At 36.0% G+C, this 19,460-nt stretch carries 18 protein-coding genes and 1 tRNA gene; 10 read left to right on the forward strand and 9 right to left on the reverse strand.

Going from position 1 to position 19,460, the window contains the following annotated elements; all coding sequences use genetic code 11:
• The first annotated feature begins 12 nt into the window (after positions 1–12).
• The 3 genes from BUE84_RS03960 to BUE84_RS03970 all read left to right on the forward strand — a co-directional run bounded on the left by BUE84_RS03960 (position 13) and on the right by BUE84_RS03970 (position 1,846).
• On the forward strand, positions 13–549 hold the full coding sequence (locus BUE84_RS03960) for an STM3941 family protein (protein ID WP_079240581.1): 537 nt from the start codon (positions 13–15) through the stop codon (positions 547–549).
• 228 nt (positions 550–777) lie between these two features.
• The gene (locus tag BUE84_RS03965) at positions 778–1,143 is read left to right on the forward strand and encodes a hypothetical protein (protein ID WP_079240582.1); all 366 of its coding nucleotides are present in this window, start codon (positions 778–780) and stop codon (positions 1,141–1,143) included.
• Positions 1,144–1,180: 37 nt separating this feature from the next.
• Positions 1,181–1,846 (forward strand): hypothetical protein, encoded by a 666-nt coding sequence (locus BUE84_RS03970; protein ID WP_079240583.1) that lies wholly within the window; start codon positions 1,181–1,183, stop codon positions 1,844–1,846.
• A gap of 111 nt (positions 1,847–1,957) precedes the next feature.
• On the opposite strand, the gene BUE84_RS03975 is transcribed toward BUE84_RS03970, so the two are convergent.
• Positions 1,958–2,368 (reverse strand): helix-turn-helix domain-containing protein, encoded by a 411-nt coding sequence (locus BUE84_RS03975; RefSeq protein ID WP_079240584.1) that lies wholly within the window; start codon positions 2,366–2,368, stop codon positions 1,958–1,960.
• Between the two features lie 748 nt (positions 2,369–3,116).
• Here BUE84_RS03975 and map point away from each other — a divergent pair.
• Positions 3,117–3,881: a type I methionyl aminopeptidase gene (gene map, locus BUE84_RS03980; RefSeq protein WP_079240585.1), complete on the forward strand. Its 765-nt coding sequence runs from the start codon at positions 3,117–3,119 to the stop codon at positions 3,879–3,881.
• Positions 3,882–4,150: 269 nt separating this feature from the next.
• Here map and BUE84_RS03985 read toward each other — a convergent pair whose 3' ends face one another.
• Positions 4,151–4,738: an FMN-dependent NADH-azoreductase gene (locus tag BUE84_RS03985; protein WP_079240586.1), complete on the reverse strand. Its 588-nt coding sequence runs from the start codon at positions 4,736–4,738 to the stop codon at positions 4,151–4,153.
• A gap of 178 nt (positions 4,739–4,916) precedes the next feature.
• Here BUE84_RS03985 and BUE84_RS03990 point away from each other — a divergent pair, with 178 nt between their 5' ends.
• Together BUE84_RS03990 and BUE84_RS03995 are read left to right on the forward strand one after the other, a co-directional pair.
• The gene (locus BUE84_RS03990; protein WP_079240587.1) at positions 4,917–6,449 is read left to right on the forward strand and encodes a M20/M25/M40 family metallo-hydrolase; all 1,533 of its coding nucleotides are present in this window, start codon (positions 4,917–4,919) and stop codon (positions 6,447–6,449) included.
• 360 nt (positions 6,450–6,809) lie between these two features.
• Positions 6,810–7,505, forward strand: a complete 696-nt coding sequence (locus BUE84_RS03995; RefSeq protein ID WP_079240588.1) for a hypothetical protein — start codon at positions 6,810–6,812, stop codon at positions 7,503–7,505.
• 122 nt (positions 7,506–7,627) lie between these two features.
• Here BUE84_RS03995 and BUE84_RS04000 read toward each other — a convergent pair whose 3' ends face one another.
• The 4 genes from BUE84_RS04000 to BUE84_RS04015 all read right to left on the reverse strand — a co-directional run bounded on the left by BUE84_RS04000 (position 7,628) and on the right by BUE84_RS04015 (position 10,592).
• Positions 7,628–8,422 carry a DUF2490 domain-containing protein gene (locus tag BUE84_RS04000; RefSeq protein ID WP_158521344.1) on the reverse strand — a complete coding sequence of 265 codons (795 nt, stop codon included), beginning with the start codon at positions 8,420–8,422 and terminating at the stop codon, positions 7,628–7,630.
• 417 nt (positions 8,423–8,839) lie between these two features.
• Positions 8,840–9,256: a hypothetical protein gene (locus tag BUE84_RS04005; protein WP_034696971.1), complete on the reverse strand. Its 417-nt coding sequence runs from the start codon at positions 9,254–9,256 to the stop codon at positions 8,840–8,842.
• A 177-nt stretch (positions 9,257–9,433) separates the two neighbouring features.
• Positions 9,434–9,520: transfer RNA gene (locus BUE84_RS04010), tRNA-Ser, on the reverse strand.
• A gap of 55 nt (positions 9,521–9,575) precedes the next feature.
• Positions 9,576–10,592, reverse strand: a complete 1,017-nt coding sequence (locus BUE84_RS04015) for an asparaginase (protein WP_079240590.1) — start codon at positions 10,590–10,592, stop codon at positions 9,576–9,578.
• A gap of 160 nt (positions 10,593–10,752) precedes the next feature.
• Here BUE84_RS04015 and BUE84_RS04020 point away from each other — a divergent pair, with 160 nt between their 5' ends.
• The gene (locus BUE84_RS04020) at positions 10,753–11,433 is read left to right on the forward strand and encodes a TrmH family RNA methyltransferase (RefSeq protein ID WP_079240591.1); all 681 of its coding nucleotides are present in this window, start codon (positions 10,753–10,755) and stop codon (positions 11,431–11,433) included.
• Between the two features lie 48 nt (positions 11,434–11,481).
• Here BUE84_RS04020 and BUE84_RS04025 read toward each other — a convergent pair whose 3' ends face one another.
• Genes BUE84_RS04025 through tsaD form a run of 3 tightly spaced genes read right to left on the reverse strand, consistent with a single transcriptional unit; the run spans position 11,482 to position 13,582 of the window.
• Positions 11,482–12,177 (reverse strand): RsmE family RNA methyltransferase, encoded by a 696-nt coding sequence (locus BUE84_RS04025; RefSeq protein ID WP_079240592.1) that lies wholly within the window; start codon positions 12,175–12,177, stop codon positions 11,482–11,484.
• Positions 12,174–12,569, reverse strand: coding sequence for a hypothetical protein (locus BUE84_RS04030; RefSeq protein ID WP_079240593.1), 396 nt, complete (start codon positions 12,567–12,569; stop codon positions 12,174–12,176). The genes BUE84_RS04025 and BUE84_RS04030 overlap by 4 nt, the downstream gene beginning before the upstream one ends.
• On the reverse strand, positions 12,566–13,582 hold the full coding sequence (tsaD, locus tag BUE84_RS04035; RefSeq protein ID WP_079240594.1) for a tRNA (adenosine(37)-N6)-threonylcarbamoyltransferase complex transferase subunit TsaD: 1,017 nt from the start codon (positions 13,580–13,582) through the stop codon (positions 12,566–12,568). The genes BUE84_RS04030 and tsaD overlap by 4 nt, the downstream gene beginning before the upstream one ends.
• 4 nt (positions 13,583–13,586) lie before the next feature.
• Between tsaD and BUE84_RS04040 the strand changes: the two genes are divergently transcribed.
• The 3 genes from BUE84_RS04040 (at position 13,587) to BUE84_RS04050 (ending at position 19,429) form a co-directional block, all read left to right on the forward strand.
• Entirely contained in the window at positions 13,587–18,377 is a 4,791-nt protein-coding gene (locus BUE84_RS04040) for a translocation/assembly module TamB (protein WP_079240595.1), read from the forward strand.
• A gap of 134 nt (positions 18,378–18,511) precedes the next feature.
• Positions 18,512–18,982: an Lrp/AsnC family transcriptional regulator gene (locus tag BUE84_RS04045; protein WP_034696982.1), complete on the forward strand. Its 471-nt coding sequence runs from the start codon at positions 18,512–18,514 to the stop codon at positions 18,980–18,982.
• A gap of 69 nt (positions 18,983–19,051) precedes the next feature.
• Positions 19,052–19,429 (forward strand): hypothetical protein, encoded by a 378-nt coding sequence (locus tag BUE84_RS04050; protein WP_062675432.1) that lies wholly within the window; start codon positions 19,052–19,054, stop codon positions 19,427–19,429.
• Positions 19,430–19,460: the final 31 nt, after the last annotated feature.

The following is a 19,460-nucleotide window of genomic DNA, read 5'->3' on the forward strand; positions in this document are numbered from 1 at the left end:
ATAAAATAAATAATGAATACAATTGAAATAAAAAGTAGTAAAACAAAATTAATATTATTAGTATTAGGCTCGCTGATATTTACAATATTAGGTGTCTTTTTTGTAGTTAGTCCTCATAAATTTGCGTCTTTTATATTTAGAAGTGTAACAATCATACGTATGGTAGGAATTGTAGCAATATTGTTTTTTGGATTATGCTTGATAATTTTAATAAAAAGTTTGCTTACAAAGAAATTTAATCTTATAATAAATGAAAAAGGAATTATTGATAATTCTAGTTATGTAAGTGTAGGACTAATTTTTTGGAATGATATTAACTCAATAAAACGGATTGATGTTGTCTCAACAAAATTTTTAATTATTAATGTAAAAGATCCCAATAAATATTTAAATAAACAAAGCGGGATAAAGAGAAAAATATTAGAGAGAACAAATAAAATATATGGTACGCCTATTTCGATTTCTTCCGCTACATTATCTTATAATTTTGATGAGTTTGAAAAGACTATTTCCGAATTTTATAATGAATATAAGAATGCTCCGAAGTAAAAATAAATATTAGAAATACATGTAAAAAACTAGGAACTATATTACCCCCGCTCTCGCACGAATCCTTTCGTGTGGCAGGTAATAATAAAAGCCACTGCAAAAACAGTGGCTTTTACTTTTTATTCTAGAGAAACCGTTATATTTACTAGTATAGAAATCATATCAAATATAAAATGAAAAGAAATGTCACGAAAGGTAATGGTTTATAAAAAATGGTAAAGAAATTATATGGAAGAAAGAGATATTATTATACGAAAAATCCTAGAAAAATTATATATTGAATTTAATCCAGAAAATCTCTCTAGGCTCACTATAGATCAATATAGAGATTTCTTCTTTTCAATATTTGAATACATAAATCTGTACAAAAATAAATATCATTTGACAGAAAAAGATTTTGTTGAATTTAGCAAGAATATACATCATAAGTATAACTTTGATGAATACGAAGATAACTGTTGGGAAAGAGTTGCTTTTTTTATGGATGAGCTAATATTTCGGTTTGCTACACCTCCACCTTATTTTTTTCATGCTAACTTTGAAGATTTTAAAGATAAATTAAAAAGAGACTTTACAGAAGGTAATGGTTTGTGAAAATTAGTATACATCTACTCCTTTGAATATCTAAAATATGAAGTTAAAACAATTAAATAAAATAATAGTTTTGATAGTTTTTGCTATCAATACAAATATCTTTTCGCAAATAAAGATGTCTGATATTGAGAACAAGAAATTTTCAATTAATTCAAAAACGCAAAAACAGAATCTTATAAAAATATCTGATAACAGCGATTATAGTATTTATTATATAGTAAATAGAAGAGATTTTAACTTAAAAAAAGGAATAGGAACCAGTGGCATAGCTAAAATTATCTTTTTTTCGAAGATGTATAATAAAGGTATACTTATTAATTTTAAGCAGATGATATATCATGCAAAAACAAATATTTATAATATCAGTTTGCATACAGGGGCTAATGATAAGTATATGTTTGTTTCTTCAATGGCTGTACTAGATAAAGACTTCAACTACGAATATTTTATAAAATATCATTATATGCAATCACCCCCATCAGAAAATGGGGTTTACAAATCCTGGATTACAATACAAAACACTAAAAATTATTGTAATTTAATAGACATTGATCTAAGAGATAATGTTATTTATGAAAACATTAATGATATTTTGAGTAATATTCCGAAGATACCAAAAGAAAATAATATTGAAAAAAAGTGTACTCCTATAATTTATGATATGGACTTAAAGGACTTTTTTTCAGAGAAGATTATCAAATAGTTTTTATGTCCCCTGCTGGTGCGAGCGACTCGCTCGTGTTCACAAATAAACAAAACCACTGCTGTGCAGTGGTTTTTCGTTTTATTAGAAGTGTATTTTTTATAAGCTCTCTTACTTATCAAGCAGCTTTTCCAGTTTGCTCATCATTTCATCCTTTTCCTTCAGCATACGCTCATACAACGCGATTTTTTCTTCGTGAAGTTTTTTAATTTCTTCAATAGGATTGATGTTGAAAGTAGGTTTGGAATTTCCTATGTAAGCATCTTTATCAATATTAAATGTATTAGAAATAATATTCACAGCCTGTTCCTCATCAAAATTCTGAAAAGCTTCTACAGGAATTTTCAGTACTTCGGATATTTTTTCCAGCAGCTGGTTTTCAATGGTTTCTTTTTGTTCAAGTAAAGAGATCTTTTTTTGGTTCCAGTCTTCACCTAAGTCCAAAGCCAATGCTTCCTGCTTGATGCCCAGCATTTCTCTGAAACGTTTTACATTTCTTCCCTGATGTATTTTGTAGTCCATTCTTTAATCAATTTGTGAAGACTCAAAGATAATACATTCTGTAAAGTAAAGGTTAAAAAATGTCCGGTAAAATATTCCGGCCATATGTATTAAAGTGTCGGCAACTGGTTTATAAACGGTCTCCAGCAACTTCGGAAGTGTTTTCAGTCACTCTAGTAAATGTCTGCAGTCGCTCATTAATTTGCTATAACCATTTCGTAAACTGTCTCCAAACATTTAAGAAATGCCTTCAGACACTATTGTAAGTACCTTCGGACACTTTATCAAATAGGTATAACGACTTTACAACCGTTTCAACTGTTTTCATAAGTCCCTATAGCCTTTTATTCAAGTACCTGGAGACCGTTATTGAACCCTCTTCAGCCCCTTCGGAACAGCCTGTAACCCCTTCCTTAAAAGCCTCCAGACCGTTCCATAAGACCCTTTATCCACTTATCAAAGTACCTGGAGACCGTTATTGAACCCTCTTCAGCCCCTTCGGAACAGCCTGTAACCCCTTCCATAACAGTCTCCATACCGTTCTATAAGTGCCTGTCACCCCTTATTCAAGCAGCCGGAGACCGTTATGGAACACCCTTTAGCCCCTTAGATAACTGGATCTACCCCCTTACCCAAGGGGGTAGAGGGGGTTGGTGAAGGGGGTAATCACTATATTTTCAATAAATAGATGTAAGTAATGGAACCAGGGCATACGGTAATATTTTAATTTCCTAACTTTGTAGTTCTCAATAACAATCAAAACAAAACGATGTCAATCACCAACGAAGATCAGATGCTCGGAATGCAAAAAGTAAGCGAAGCTGTTGCCTATACGCTGAAGAAGATGATGGATTACGCCAAACCCGGTATGACCACCAAAGATCTGGACGAATATGGAGCCAAAATACTGGAAGGCTTTGGAGCAAAATCAGCCCCTTACCTTACGTATGGATTTCCAGGCTGGACCTGTATCAGCGTGGACAATGAATTCTGTCATGGGATTCCAACAGATCAAAGGATTTTGAAAGAAGGCGATCTGATCAATATTGATGTTTCTGCAGAATTGGACGGATATTGGGCAGATAACGGAGGTTCTTTCGTGATTGGAGAAGATATTCACGGACATCAAAAATTGGTGGAGGCCTCCAAAGATATTTTAAGAAAAGCTATCGACAATATCAAAGGCGGGGTAAAAATAGCAGACATAGGATTGTTAATGGAAACAGAAGCAAAGAAGAGAGGTCTTAAAGTTATTAGGAATCTTGCAGGCCATGGAGTAGGGAGAAGCTTACACGAACAGCCTGATGAATTGCTGAACTACAGAAACCGCTATGATTCCAGACGTTTTAAGAAAAATTCTGTAGTGGCTATTGAAACATTTATTTCCACCGATTCCAATATCGCTGTAGAATTAAAAGACGGCTGGACCATGGTAGGCAATAAAGGCGGTTATATGGCCCAACATGAACATACCATTGTAATCACGGATGGAAAACCGATCATTTTAACTGAAATGAACGAAATCCTGAATTAAAAGAGGTAGGTTTATCACAAAAACATGTATAATAAAAGTTTTATAAGGCACAATTCTATCATAACTTCCTTGCTGAAAATCTTTGATTTTCTTGCGCCTTATAAAACAAAGCAATATTAAAAAACCTTTGCGCCCTTGCGTTAAAAAAATAAGTGTTCTTTTAATTTCAAAGCTTCATCCAATCAACTTGTTGATGTTTTCTTTGCTCCCTTATCTTCAATATTAATAATTGAAAACTTTGCGTTAAAAATAAACCCTATTATCCACCATCAAAACTCTTTCAGAATACTTTCATAATCCGCTGTAAAACCATTTTCCATAGTCCCTTCAATACAATAGGTTTCCACATCTGTAATTCCGGTATAACTCCTTAAAACATCTTTGATATAAGCGGAGATATAATCAGGTGCACCCTCCGTACTTCTTCCGCCCGAAGCAACCGCTAGATATACTTTTTTATCTTTAAACTGTCCCACACGATTCCAGTGTTCATCAAAAATATAGGTAACACCTGCCCGGATCAGCTGGTCCAGCCATGCTTTTAAAAGAGTAGAAATTCCCAGATTAAACATGGGCGTTCCCATAACAATAATATCTGCTTCGCGGAGTTCATTCACAATCCTGTCGGCATATGAAAGAAGCTGTCTGCTCTGTTCATCATACAATTCCGGATGTTTGTAAAACTCATGAATAGAAACTTCATTCGCTAGCGGTGGCATATCCTTTACCAGATCTCTTACCGTAATCTGACTGATAGTATTTTGTTGTAAAATTTTTTCGACAATAGCTGAGCTGAGTCCTTTGCTGTAAGACAGATCTCCTCTTGCGCTGGAGATAATGTGCAGAATATTCTTCATACTTTTTTTCTTTATTCCAATGACGATCTTGTTTTTATCAAAGGGACATGATTAATTAATTTAAAACGGTAAAGAGTGTATTCACTGGATTTGTCGAGTGAAAGCCGGGTTTTAAATTGTCAGACATGAAATACTTTGTTATATTTATAGAATAAAATCACATCACAAACTATCCGCTATGAAAAAATTTCTTTTAATCCTTTTTGGAATCGTGGTCATTCTGACTGCTGTCGTATTGATCAAAACCTATACTTATCCGTTTAAGAAAAATAATATCGGGGCAGGTGAGGGCTGGAAACCCATAAAAAATGATTCTGCAGTCATGAGACTTTCAGGAGGAATAAAAGTACCCACCGTTTCTACAGGAAGTTTGGGTGAATTTGATTATGCACCGTTTGAACAGTTCAAAACCTATTTAAAAACATCTTATCCGTTAGTCTATCAGAATACAGAAAATGTTGAGGTCAACCAATACGGATTGGTGTTCAGACTTAAAGGAAGCAATTCTTCGCAGGAACCTATTTTATTCCTTTCCCATATGGACGTAGTTCCTCCCGGAGATGCTGATATTAAAAATAACGAAGAAAATATATTCCGTCCCGATGATAAACCGTCCGAGCCTGTTTCAAAAGTAGCGGAAGATTGGGAATTTGCCCCTTTTTCAGGAGCTGTTGCCAACGGAAGAATCTACGGAAGAGGTGCCATAGATATGAAGGGAATGCTTTTTTCCTTGATGGAGTCCATGAATTCGATGATCAAAAACAAACAGATTCCACAGCGTGATATTTATCTGGCTTTCGGTTTTGATGAAGAAGTAGGCGGAAAAAAAGGAGCGATCCAGATTGCCGATTATTTTAAGAAAAAAGGATTGAAGTTCGATGCCGTTTACGATGAAGGCGGATTAATTATGCGAAAAGGAAATGTGGCCGGAATTGATACAGACGTTGCCGTAGTAGGATGTGCTGAAAAAGGGTTTCTTTCTGCAAAAATCAAAGTAAAAGGGTTGGGCGGACACTCTTCTATGCCTCCTATGGAAAGTGCAATCGGAAAAGCAGCCGTTATCATGCAGCGCCTGGAGGATCACCAGATGAAGCCTGTTATTACCCCTTTAATCAAAGAATTTTTTAATAATATCGGAGGCGAAATGCCTTTTACTACAAGAATGGCACTTGCGAATCAATGGCTGTTAAAACCGGTATTGATTTCCCAGCTTACCAAAAATAATACAACCAATGCGTTGGTGAGAACCACAACAGCTTTAACGATGATGAAAGGAAGTGATGGGACCAACGTCCTTTCTCCCGAAGTGGAATTTGTGGTTAATTTCAGGTTACTTCCCGGAAATTCAGTGAAAGATGTAAGAGATCACATTGCCAAAGCCACTGAAGGTTTTGATGTTGAAGTAGAAGAAATTGATAATACGAGAGAAGCTTCCGCTATTTCTCCAACCAATACAAAAGCTTTTAAAATGATAGAAGCCGGAGTGAAAGAAATTCATCCAGGAGCTATTGTCACTCCATATCTTACCATGGCTGGAACTGATGCCGGTAAATATGAAATTGTAAGCAAAAATGTCTACAGGTTCATGCCGATTAAGATCAACAGTGCCGAACAGCAGAGTATTCACAGTACCAATGAATATCTTAGTATTGAAAACTATCTGAAGATGATCCACTACTTTGAGTACATCATGAAGAATTATGATAAATAAATGTCAATGGTGAATGGTGAATTCGCTGCACTTGTGAATTTTAATATAAGCTCGTATATAATTAAACGCGGTGTTCGCAAAGTTTTTTATGATGTTTAATTTCTTTCGATCGCTAAGGCGTTTCACTCAGCAATGTATGTACTAAGGTCCTGGCTGAACGAAGTGTCTTTGCGAACTAATAAATTCTGTATATCAATAAACCTTGCGAACCTTAGCGTTAATTGTGATTGACAATTGATTTTGCACAGCAAAAATTGCCCCTTGACTTAACAATCTTTCAAATCTTTTTCACAAAAAATATATTGCGTCAAGTTTTGTCGCATTACGGATATAGCTTTGTCATATCAAAATTACAGAGCTATGGAATTGCCATTTTACTTAAACTTTAACGACTTTGAAAGTAATTATTACGATAACCTTGAAAAATGGTTTGAAGAATATCATAATACCAGCGAAACAGATTATCTGAAAGCGCTTGCGGAGCTTTACCGTCCGTATGTGTATTATAACTTTGCAGATGACATGCTAAAGCCCGATGCCTCCATCGAAGTGAAAGACTGCTTTTTCCCCTATCATGAAAAAATCGGGATCTCTTTCTGTATTGATAGTGAAAACGGAATTTCCCCATCCAACGGAATCAATCAGGTATTTGAATTTAAAAATATCTCCATGATGGAGTATGCCCAGCATATTCTGGATAAGATCAATAAATTCTGTTCAAAAAATACCCATGCTCTGGACGGCAGTAAGAATATTCAGGATTATATTAATAACTATGCTATTATTACCTCAATGGAAGGAGTTGGCTATTGTATCAGCTATAACCGTCATCAGAAAGCCATTCCTTTTTTAAAAGCGTATCTTCCTTATTATGGACAGACCGTTAATATGGCGGTATACAGAGACTTTCTTTTTTCTGTTGTTCAGATTGCAGAGTTTATAGATCAGAAATTAAAAACTGTACATGCTTTTAAACAGACTATTTATGCACGCTCAAGAGCAGAAGCCAAATTCAATGTGCAGTTGAGCCGTCAGTTTTTGACTTTGTGCAACTAAAATTTTACACCAAACATTCATACTTAATTATATTGCGGAAAACTTATGTTTTCAACCAAAAATCCCGGTCAGTAATGATCGGGATTTTGTATTGCAACTTAATGAATACTTGCTTACGTGTATTACTTGTTTTTTTTATAAGGAATGTTCCATACCAGATCAGCAGCCAGATAATGAACACCTCCATGGTGAATACTTCTGCTGTCTCTGATCAGATCATCCATATATCCAATATCTACAGTAAAGGGTGAATTGGGAATCGTAAACATATAATAAGCCGAAATACGCATTTCACGATATCCAAACGAACTCCATTCAGGATCCGGTTCGTTGAGATGGCTTATAGAAAACAACGCTTCTGCACTCAGGGCCAGTTTCTGATTGTTTTTTGGAGATAAATTATAGGTGAGTTGACTCTTGATACGTGTTCTCAACTGAAAATCTTCTTCGACTTTATGAAAGTCTGCATCAAAAAACTTCCTGAATTCCTGACGTATGGTACTTTTAAGTTTCCATTTCCTGCCAAGATCAAAAGTATAGGCATATCTTCCATAAATTCTGAATTCCTGTTCTGTATTTTCCTTATCATAAGGAGCTGTACTTTCGTATTGTGGCTGACGTCTGTAACTTAATGCATAACTATACTGCTGGTGTGGAGCAAAGGAATGATAAATTTCATGATTTAAAACAATGATCGCTTGCTTTGAAAACAGATTGTGATCATCCGGACTGCTTTTTCTCCCGATGGCCACATAGCTCAAAGCCTGTTTTTTGCCCAAAGAGTCAAGTTGTCGCTTTACTCCAAAGGCTCCCCAGAATGCATTGTTGGCATCTCCCAGTCCAGGTGGACTGATCTGTGCTTTTATTGATGTTCCTATACATCCCAATAAAAATAATCCTGCAAAAAATTTCTTCATGCTCAATAGTATAGATAGCTGTTTTACTGTTAATTTTAAATAACTGCGAAACCATGAAACGGATGAGAATACTGTTGATACGCAGAGAGAATACTTTGTAATAGCAAAATTAGAGGCTTTGTTCATAGAATGTTTATTCAAAATCTTTTAATACTGTTTAAAAACAAGACAAAGTAAAGGCCTGATTTAGGATAGATTTAGGAATAAAGATTGTCTAAGAATTGAAAATGAGTTTCAGAAGAGTATTCTGATTGTGGATAAAATGTTGGTAACTTGTTAGTAGTTTATGGATAACCTATTTTTTATTTATAAATAATGCCATAATAGATTGATTGTCTATGGTATAGGTGTAATAGTAAATTGCCACAATATAAAATACTGTGGCAATGGGGTTGTATGGACTGGTTGATTTACTTGTTAGTTCTGTCTTACTCCGCACATAGCATCCCATGTTGTCCAGAAATGGGCATTAATAGCTCCGATAGGAGGATTTGTACTGTCTGCAACAATGCCTACCATTGAAGCACAGTTGGAGTTACAGCCTATTTCATTATGACTTCCAGCCTGAGGTGGAATCTGGCGCCAAGTACCGGTAGATCCGCTTAATAATTCTACTTTGATTTCAAAAATCCCTGAAAGATTAGGAGTCTGAATCTGTTTAGTAGGATTCTCACTTGAGATGAAATCACTCCAGTCTCCCTGTGAAAAAGTTACACGCCATGTAGAAATCATTTTAGAAGTATCATTTTGTGGGGAAAGATACACCCAGAATTGTGCTCCGTTTCCAAGTACTAACTGACCTGAAGAATTTGCATTTACACTTGTTGATGTCATATTGATTTGTTTTTTAGGTGATTAGATTGTATTTCAAAGTAACGAAGAACAAGGCTCCTGCAGTAGAGTATAAATTACCAATTATTAGAGTGGGTATAAATACCTATGAGAAAAGGTATTAAAATCTTAATCATAAAAAAGCCTGTGCTAATCATTAGCACAGGCTTTTATTTCTTGCAGAGAGGAAGGGATTCGAACCCTCGATACAGTTACCCGTATACTACCTTTCCAGGGTAGCTCCTTCAACCACTCGGACACCTCTCTTTTTGAGATTGCAAAAATAGTGTATTTTCTGGAATATCCAAATAATTCTTACAAATTAATCTGTAATTTCTCCACAAAGGCTTCTGGTGAAATTATCAGCAAAACTTCCGGAGTAGCTTGGATTATCAATTAAGTGCATAGCTTTGGTAATCGCTGTTTCTGCTGTCATGTCTCTTCCGCTGATCGCTCCGATTCTGGAGAAAATATTACTGTTTTCATATTTTCCGAATGAGATACCTCCTGAAATACACTGGCTTACCACCACAATTTCAGTTCCGTTATCCCGGATTTCCTGAAGCGTTTCCTGGGTTTTTGCACTGCTGAAAATAGTTCCCGAGCCAAAAACCTGAAGAATAAGAACCTTCATTTTAGGGATTTCTCTGAAGTGGCTCAGATGCATTCCCGGAAAAATTCTCCAGAATAAAATATCTTCAGAAATATGTTCATCCACGTGAAACTCTACCTCAGGATCACAACGGAATAAGTTGTCTTTAATAATATTCAGATGAACGCCGGATTGTCCTAAAATAGGATAGTTCGGACTTGAGTAAGCATCAAAATACTCTGCAGAATATTTCAACGTTCTGTTTCCTCTTAATAATTTGTATTCAAAATAAATGGCAACCTCCTGAATGACTGCTTCATCATTCTCGTAAAGACTTGCATAATAAAGACTGGTCAGAAGATTTTCCTTGGCATCTGTTCTCAGATCACCAATCGGAAGCTGAGACCCTGTCATGATGACTGGCTTTCTTAATCCTTTTAGCATGAAACTTAGTGCTGATGCGGTATAAGACATCGTATCCGTTCCGTGAAGAATCAGAAAACCGTCGTAGTCATCATAATTTTTGTGAATATAATTTGCGATAACTCTCCATTCTTCAGGTCCCATATCCGAAGAATCCAGTGGTTTGGCAAAAGGATGAACAAAGACTTCACATTCCATAAGCCTCATTTCAGGCATCTTTTCGAATATATTTCCAAAATCAAAGGCACGGAGACTTCCGGTTTCGTAATCTTTTTCCATTCCGATGGTTCCACCGGTATAGATGAGCAGGACTTTTCGCTTCATGTACTAATTTATTAAGAATTGGGCCCCGATTAGGGTTCATAGGTCAAAATTACGTTAATTTGCAAAGATTTGAAAATGAATGAAACGCTTATCATGAAATTTTATAAAAATAAAATGAAAATGGCAGATGTTTTATAGGGCTATTGAAAAAAATAACTAAATGCGGATGAAAGATTTAGCGCAAACTTTTGAATATTTAAAACAGTTTTTAACCGAAGAAAGACTAGAGAAAATTGAACATTTTTCTCAGGAAAGTTCAGACTTTGTTCTTCCGGTGGTAGAAGATATCTATCAGTTTAGAAATGCAGCTGCGATTGTACGTTCTGTGGAAGCCTGTGGTTTCCATAAAGTAGTGGCGTTGCAGGAAGAATATAGTTTTGAACCCAACCTTCGTGTAACAAAAGGAGCAGATACCTGGGTTGAGGTGGAAAAACTACCCCGGAATATGGAATCTTTCCAGAATATTAAAGACCGGGGATATAAAATAGTGGTTGTTTCGCTGGAAAAGAACGCTAAAATGTTACCAGAATACGAAATAACACAACCCATTGCTTTGGTTTTCGGAACTGAAATGGAAGGCGTTTCCCAGGAGATTTTAGATTTTGCTGATGAGACACTGGCTATTCCAATGTATGGCTTTACCAGAAGCTTTAATGTTTCTGTAGCCGCATCAATTTGCATGTATGAATTAAAACAAAAGCTGATAAAGTCTGGTATTGATTATAAACTGAATGAAGAAAAGCTTTTAAGGATGCAGATCCTTTGGGCAGTGAATTCAATGAGAAGCGGACAGCAGATTTTTGAAAAATACCTGAAAGAGAATAATATTGACTGGAAATAAGATTCAGAAATAAAAAAGAGAAGATTCAATGTCTTCTCTTTTTGTTTTTTATATCATATTATAATAATTCCAGGCTGCTACAAAAACGCCGGCCGTTTCCGTTCTGAGTCTTTGATTTCCGAGTGAGACTGCTCTCACTTTATTTTCTGCCAGAAATGCAATCTCCTTTTCAGAAAAATCACCTTCAGGGCCAATTAAAAATGTAAGCTGCTGCAGTTGAGGAATGTTTTTAAGATCAATCCTTTCCAGATTCTCATGGCAGTGCGCCACAAATGTATGTTCCGGATCAATATTTTTCAGAAAATCACCTAGTCTTACAGCGTCGTTGATAACCGGAAAATGAAATCTCAGACTTTGTTTGGAGGCAGCAACAGCCTGTTTTCTGATTTTATCAATATTAATATTCTTACGTTCTGTTTTCTCTGTAACAATAATACTGATCTCAGAAATTCCCATTTCCACAGCTTTTTCTACAAAGAATTCAATTCTGTCAATATTCTTAGTAGGAGCGATCGCAATATGAAGTTTCGGATTGAATTCTGGTAGATTTTCTTTGATCTCAGAAACTTCAATACCGGCTTTCTTGCCTTCTATAATAAGTTTCCCGGAAGCCCGTTTCCCTTTTCCATCCGTCACATGAATATCTTCTCCATCTCTCATGCGAAGAACTTTTACGATATGCTGCTGCTCTTCATCATTGATTGTAACTTTATTTCCGTTGATATCTCCGTAGAATAGTTTCATATATCCTGGTTTATAAATGCAACTCCTGTTTTGATGGTTGTATATATGTCTGTATCACATTCCCGGTAAGAACACATGTATATTTCTTCTATCCATACATTATTAATGAAAATCAGATTTAAATATTCCTGTTTTCTCAAATTATTTTTGATGGATAAATAATCTCCTTCTTTTGGAGTATAGGGAAAACTAAAAAGATGTTCAGAATTGATTAATTTTAAAACTTCATCTTTGATATCCTGAATATATCCTGTTTCAGAACTTTCTCCGTTAAACTCTGAAAAAGTTTCTGATCCCTCATGTCTTCCTGTAATAGTTTCTAATACCCAATAATATTTTGAGTTCTTTTTAGAATGCGTTCCCAGTACTTTTTCTTCTAAGAGTATTTTCATAAATCGTATTTTGCGGTTGCGGAAGTTCTTAAATCTGTAAATTCTCCTCGCTCAAACTTCAGTTTTGCCACCATAGCAATCATAGCTGCGTTGTCTGTTGTATATTCGAACTTAGGAATATAAATATCCCAACCAAGTCTTTCTTTGTTATCTTCCATTACTTTTCTAAGTGCAGAATTGGCAGATACACCTCCTGCAATCGCCACCTGATTTACATTGAGATCTTTGGCTGCTTTTTCAAGCTTATTCATCAGTATTTCAATAATTGATTTCTGTACAGAAGCACACAGATCATTAAGATTTTCCTTGATGAAATCCGGATTTTTTCTGACTTCTTTCTGAATGAAATACAGCACGGAAGTTTTAATTCCACTGAAAGAATAATCGTAGTTTTCCAGCTTCGGTTTGTTGAATTTAAAAGCATCAGGATTTCCTTCCCTGGCCAGTCTGTCGATGATAGGTCCCGCAGGATAATCAAGGTCAAATATCTTTCCGATTTTATCAAAAGCTTCTCCCGCTGCATCATCAATGGTTTTCCCGATGATTTCCATGTCAAAATAGTCTTTTACCAATACAATCATGGTATGTCCACCGCTTACGGTAAGACATAAAAAAGGAAAGGTAGGCGGCACAGGATTTGCATCTTCGATGAAATGGGCCAGAATGTGGGCTTGAAGGTGATTTACTTCAATCAAAGGTACATTCAGGCTCATAGCCAAAGACTTAGCAAATGATGTTCCTACAAGAAGAGATCCTAAAAGTCCCGGTCCGCGAGTAAATCCTATAGCAGAGATAGCATTTTGTTGTATATTTGCTTTAGAAAAAGATTTTTCAACAACGGGGATAATATTTTGCTGATGGGCTCGTGAAGCCAATTCAGGGACAACGCCGCCATATTCTTTGTGGATGGCCTGGTTCGCGGCAATGTTTGAAAGAATAGAATTTCCCTTGATGATAGCTGCTGAGGTGTCGTCACAGGACGATTCAATACCTAAAATTATAGAGTCGCTCATAATAATGGCAAAGTTAGAGAATAATAACGAGAATGAGAATAAAAAATCAGTAGCTGAAAACCTAGGGGATCAGGTACAGAAAACTGTTGAAAATGTAGAGGGAAAAGTACGGGAAACAGTGAAAGAAGCATCTGAGCTAGCTTCGGATGCTATACATCATCCTGTGGAAACAGCTGAAGAGTTTGGGAAACAGGCGGTAAAGGATGTTACCAGCTACACTTGGTGGGCAAAACTTCTCTTGATTCTCTTTTGGCTGGGGATTTTCCTTGTAGGTGGAGTACTGATTGCCATCAATCTTCCGGTAACAAAAAAATGGGCAGCTGATCAGGCACTAAAGCTTGTTAATAATGATTTTAAATCTGATTTTTCTACAGAAAGTGTGGATGTAAATTACTTCGGTGATGTTACCATAAAAGGGTTAAAAGTAAAAGACTATAAAGGATTTAATTTTATTACAGCCCGTGAGTTTCGCGCAGATTCAGACTGGATATCTCTGGCGGTAAATGCCATCTCAGGAAGCAGCAATTCTCTAAGTTTTAACTCTCTTGCTCTTGTGAATGCTGATGTAAAAGTAATTACTTATAAAGGCGATAGTATATCCAATTTTGTCAGGTTTGTAGAACTCTTTGACAACGGGAAGAAGAGAGATCCAAAGAAACCACCTTTTCAGCTGAATTCCAGAATTCAGATTATTGACTCTAAAGTTTCTATTGTTAATGAAAATTCTCCCGGTGAACAAGGAAAATGGCTGACTGCAACAAAATTTAACTTAAAGGCACCAAACGTAAAAGTCAATGGTCCGAATGTCTCGGCATTAATTAATAATATGTCATTTGTAACTTCAAGGTGGGGGAAATCTCATTTTGTAGATACTTTTTCAACAGAACTGTCTCTAACGAAGCAGTTTTTGTCATTAAAAGACCTTACCCTGAATACAGATCATACCTTACTTCAGGGAGATATTAAATTTAATCTTCACGACGGATCCTGGGCTGATTTTGCAGACAAGGTACGTTGGGATATGAATATTCAGCAGGGAAGCCAGCTAAGCGGATACGATATCAGTTATTTTGTAACCAACTGGGATAATATTAAACCTTTCAATCTTTCCGGGGTAATGACCGGCCCTTTGAACAAATTCCATCTTGAAAATTTTCTGATCAGAAACCCTGATGTGAATATTGCCACCAAAACAATGAAGGTGAATAATTTACTGAAAGGGAATTTTGCTATTGAAACGAAAGAACTTTCCACAGATTTTACCTACAAAGATTTAAAAGCGATGATGCCTTCTTTTATCTCCAAAAAGATGAAGAACTTTGCCGATGATTTTGGAAAACTGAAGTACAATGGAACGGCAAAAGTGAATCCGGATCAGATCTATGTGGATAATGGAAACTTAATGACAGGAATCGGGCAGGCGAAAATCTCCAAGCTTACCTTGACGGGCTACAGTACTGCTATGCCGAAATATTCCGGTTATCTTGATGTGAAAGATCTCAATACCTCAGTCATCACAAAGAATAAAGCAGTAGGTTTAATTTCCGGTAAATTTGATCTTAACGGGCAAAGTTTTGATGTTAATACCATGCGTCTGACCACAAAATCTCAGATTGCAAGTATTGAAATTATGGATAAAACGATCAATAATCTGTATCTGGATGGTTTATTGGATCATAAAAAATATAACGGGCTCATCACTGTTAATGATGAACAGGCTAAAGCTACGGTCAAAGGATTGATAGATTTCAGTACTTCGAGAATTGCTATGGATGTGAATGCAGATGTTACTTATCTGAACATGAACTATTTTACCAATAAGCCTGGTAGTCAGGTAGTAAGTGGTCAGGTTGACGGTAAAATGGCGATGTCTTCTATCAACGATCTTACCTTAGATGTGAATGCCAATAACCTTCACTTTGCTTCAGCTACACAAAAATATAATATTCCGAATGCCAAGTTAAAAACGTTTGTTGAAGCAGGCGGTCGTGTGATTGATGTGGATGCTCCGGGAGCAGCTACAGGTAAGATTTCAGGAAAATACAGTCTTGCGGATCTTGCAGGAATGGTAGAAAATGGAGTAGGGAAAATATTAGTGGGACCACCACCAAGAAAATTATACCGTGGACAGAATTTTGCGTTGAAGTTTGATGTTCAACAGGGATTGATCAATTATTTCTTACCCGAATTGAGATTGCCACAAGGAGCTCTTGTAGAAGGTGAATATGATGGAAACTCAAACAATCTGATTCTGAATCTTGATGCGGCATCTTTAAAATATATTATGACTAAGGAGGAAGAGATTACAGATGCTGATCAGGCGCTGGCATCTTCAAATCCTGATTATAAAATTAATGATCGTAAGAATCTCAGCAGAGACAGTGCGATGGTGGATAGTGTTAAAGTTAGAATTAACACAGGTGATCTTAACCAGCAATTGTACGCGAAGATTAACAGAGTTATTTATAATAAAAATGTGATCAAAGATTTTGAGCTTAAAGGGAATAATGAAAATGGAAATACACTTCATTTAGCCACTGTATTTAAGCATGGAAGTCCTGATGACGAGATTAATGAAAAGCTTAAAGAATATGCCATCAATGTGGATCAGTCTACTGATGCGGCCGGAGATTATGTATTCAGGTTTGAACCTACCGAAGTAAAATTCAATGACGTTACGTGGGCAATAGATACAAGTCCAGAACTGGATCACTCCATTACCTACAGAAAGAAAACCGGAGATTTTGATATCAGAAATCTGAGAGTTTATTCCGATAAAAGCGCTTTGTTTATTAAAGAAGCCCAGTTTAAGTCTGCGAAAGATTTTTATGTAGATGCAGACATCAACGATTTTGCTGTAGAAAAACTTCTGGAAATGCAGTCCGGAGGAAATACCATGGATATTAAAGGTCTTGCCAATGGAAGCGTTAAAATCAAAATGGATAAAAGTACCCTCCAGCCACTGGTAGATCTTAACATTGATGATATTAAGATGAATGGTAATGATATGGGAGATATCTCTATTTCTGCTACCAATGGATTCTCACTGAATGTATATGATATTGATGTGAAAGTTCACTCTGCCGGTGTACTGGGAAATAATAGTCTTAATCTGACAGGAACAGTTAACAATAATACATCTTCGCCAATTATTGATCTTACAGCAGAAATGCGTGATTTTGACTTATCATTTACACAGCAGTTTGTGCAGACTATTTTTGGAAACCTTCGTGGAAAAGCAACAGGTGATCTTAAAATCAATGGAAAGCTTAACAACCTTGATTATAATGGAGATATTGCTTTAAAAGATTTTGGATTAAAGCTTCTGTTTACCGGAGTTGATTATTCATTTGATGATACGGTAATTCAGCTGACCAAAGGACTTGCGATTCTCAACAATATTGAAGTACACGATGGAAGAACCAATTCTAAGGGGAATATTTCCGGTGCGATCCAGTTTGAAACCCTTTCTTCAATGGGGGTATCTCTCGTAATGAGAGCAGATAACCTGTTGATGCTGAATACTACGCAAAAAGATTTTGACTTGTTCTGGGGAAGAGTTTACGGACAGGGAGATCTGTACGTGGACGGACCTGTTTCAGGACTAAGTATAACGACTCCTAATATGAAGGCACTTAACGGAAGTACCTTTACCTTTAATTCCAGCTCTACTTCCAATGTGGAAGAATTTAAAATGCTGAGGTTCCTGAAAGAAGGAAAAGATGGTCTGATCACGCTGGAAGAAAAGAAAAAAACAGGAGCCAATATGAACATTGACTTCAATCTGGCAGTAGATAAAGGAACTACTGTAAATGTACTGGTAGGAGACGATGTGGGAAATATTACGGTAAAGGGATCTGCTGATCCGCTAAGGTTCCATATGAACAGACAGGGAAATATTGCCATGAGCGGTACCTATAAAGTAGATAACGGAACATTTGTCTCTAAAGCTATTCTGAATAAAACATTTCAGATTGAAAGAAACAGTAGTATCAGATGGGATGGGGATGCTATGAAACCTACATTAGATATTAATGCCAATTATATAAGAATGGTTTCCAATGCAGGAGAATACCTTAGCATGGGAAAACTACAGCCTATAAGTATTTTGCTGCAGGCCCATATTACTCAGTCGTTGGTAGATCCTCAGATTGATCTTAATGTAACTGCAATGGATGTATCCAGTCAGGTAAGAGAAACGCTGGCTGCGAAAATGAGCCAGGAAGGAGAGAAAGTTCTCCAGTTTGGTTCTGTATTGCTGTTGAGTACCTTCAATGTATCCAATACAGGTGGATTTGATGTAAATGTAGGAAATGTAGCAGAGTCTTCCGGATATAATATGCTGTTGAAACAGCTGGGATCTGTTCTTAATACGATGAGTAATGAATTCCAGATTGACCTTAATTATGTAAAAGGAGACCAGAATTCCAATTTTGGAGATCGAGCCAATGCAGGAGTAAGTGTAGCACTTTCCCCAAGAGTTAATATCAAGACCGGTTTGGGTATTCCGTTATCAAAAACAGATGGTGCCCAAAACAATTACCTTTCCACGGAAGGTTCGGTAGAATATGATTTGTCTAAAAAGAATGACGGTTCACTGGTGATACGTGCTTATTCCAAGCCTACAAACATCGGAATGGTGAGTACAAACGGTTCTGCTAATCAAGCCTATGGTGGAGGGGTAGTGTGGAGTAAAAGCTTCAATTCTTTGTTTAAAAAGAAGAAAAAAGACAAAAAAACTTCAGACGCAAAAGGTGAAATAAAAACAGATTCTATAAAATCAAATGGTAAATAATTAGAATATTTTAATGATTTTTATCATCTGTGTTAATTATTGTTAATATTTGATATATATTTTTTAGTTAAATTATTTTTCGTAAATTTGCAAAAAATACATAGATTTTTTAAAGAAATTGTAATTTAACTAATATGAACTATCAACTGGACGAAATAGACAAGAAAATTCTTGATTTCTTAGTAGAAAACACAAGAATGCCTTTTACTGAAATTGCAAAGCAGATGGATGTTTCTGCTGGAACAATTCACGTAAGAGTGAAAAAGATGGAAGATGCAGGTATTATTTTGGGATCATCTCTTAACATCGATTATGGTAAGCTGGATTATCACTTTACAGCTTTTATAGGTATCCTTTTGACAAAATCAAACCGTACTCAGGAAGTATTGAAAGAATTGTCAACTCTTCCTAACGTAATCGAGGCTAGCGTTATTTCCGGGAAATATAATATTTTCTGTAAAGTAAGAGCTAAGAATACTGATGATGCTAAAAGAATTATTTACCAGATCGACGACATTCAGGATGTAATGAGAACTGAAAGTATGATCTCTATGGAGGAATTCTTAAGTGACAAAAACAGACTGATCAACGCAATCTCTGTGTAAGTCAAATTTTAAACGAATAATTATAAAAGAACTTATGAAATCTCTCATAAGTTCTTTATTTTTGTAGGTATGGAAGAATACAGCTATTTTGACGAAGACCCAAAGAAAGGATGGGGATTTATACTGGCATTTGCAGCCTTAATGTTGTTTACTATAATGGGGCTTGGTATCGATGTGGATGAATATCTGCAGCATGAATATCTTCAGATTCCAAGGTGGTATTTCTATGTGATTTTTTCTATTGATGTACTGATGATGATCGGGCTGGTGCTGATGTTCTTTTACAGAAAAGTGGGAATCTTTATGTTTCCGGCTTTGCTGGTGCTGCATTTCTTTATGCACAATTACTACCTGTCTACATTTTTGTATACAGATGTTACCAACCTTTTCCTGTTTACAGGTTTCGGAATGCTTGCCATTATCCCAAAATGGAAGTTTTTTAAATAAAGTTTCAAATACAATAAGATAACAAACCGCT

It is taken from the genome of Chryseobacterium indologenes (assembly GCF_002025665.1).
Taxonomy (GTDB): Bacteria; Bacteroidota; Bacteroidia; order Flavobacteriales; family Weeksellaceae; genus Chryseobacterium; species Chryseobacterium metallicongregator.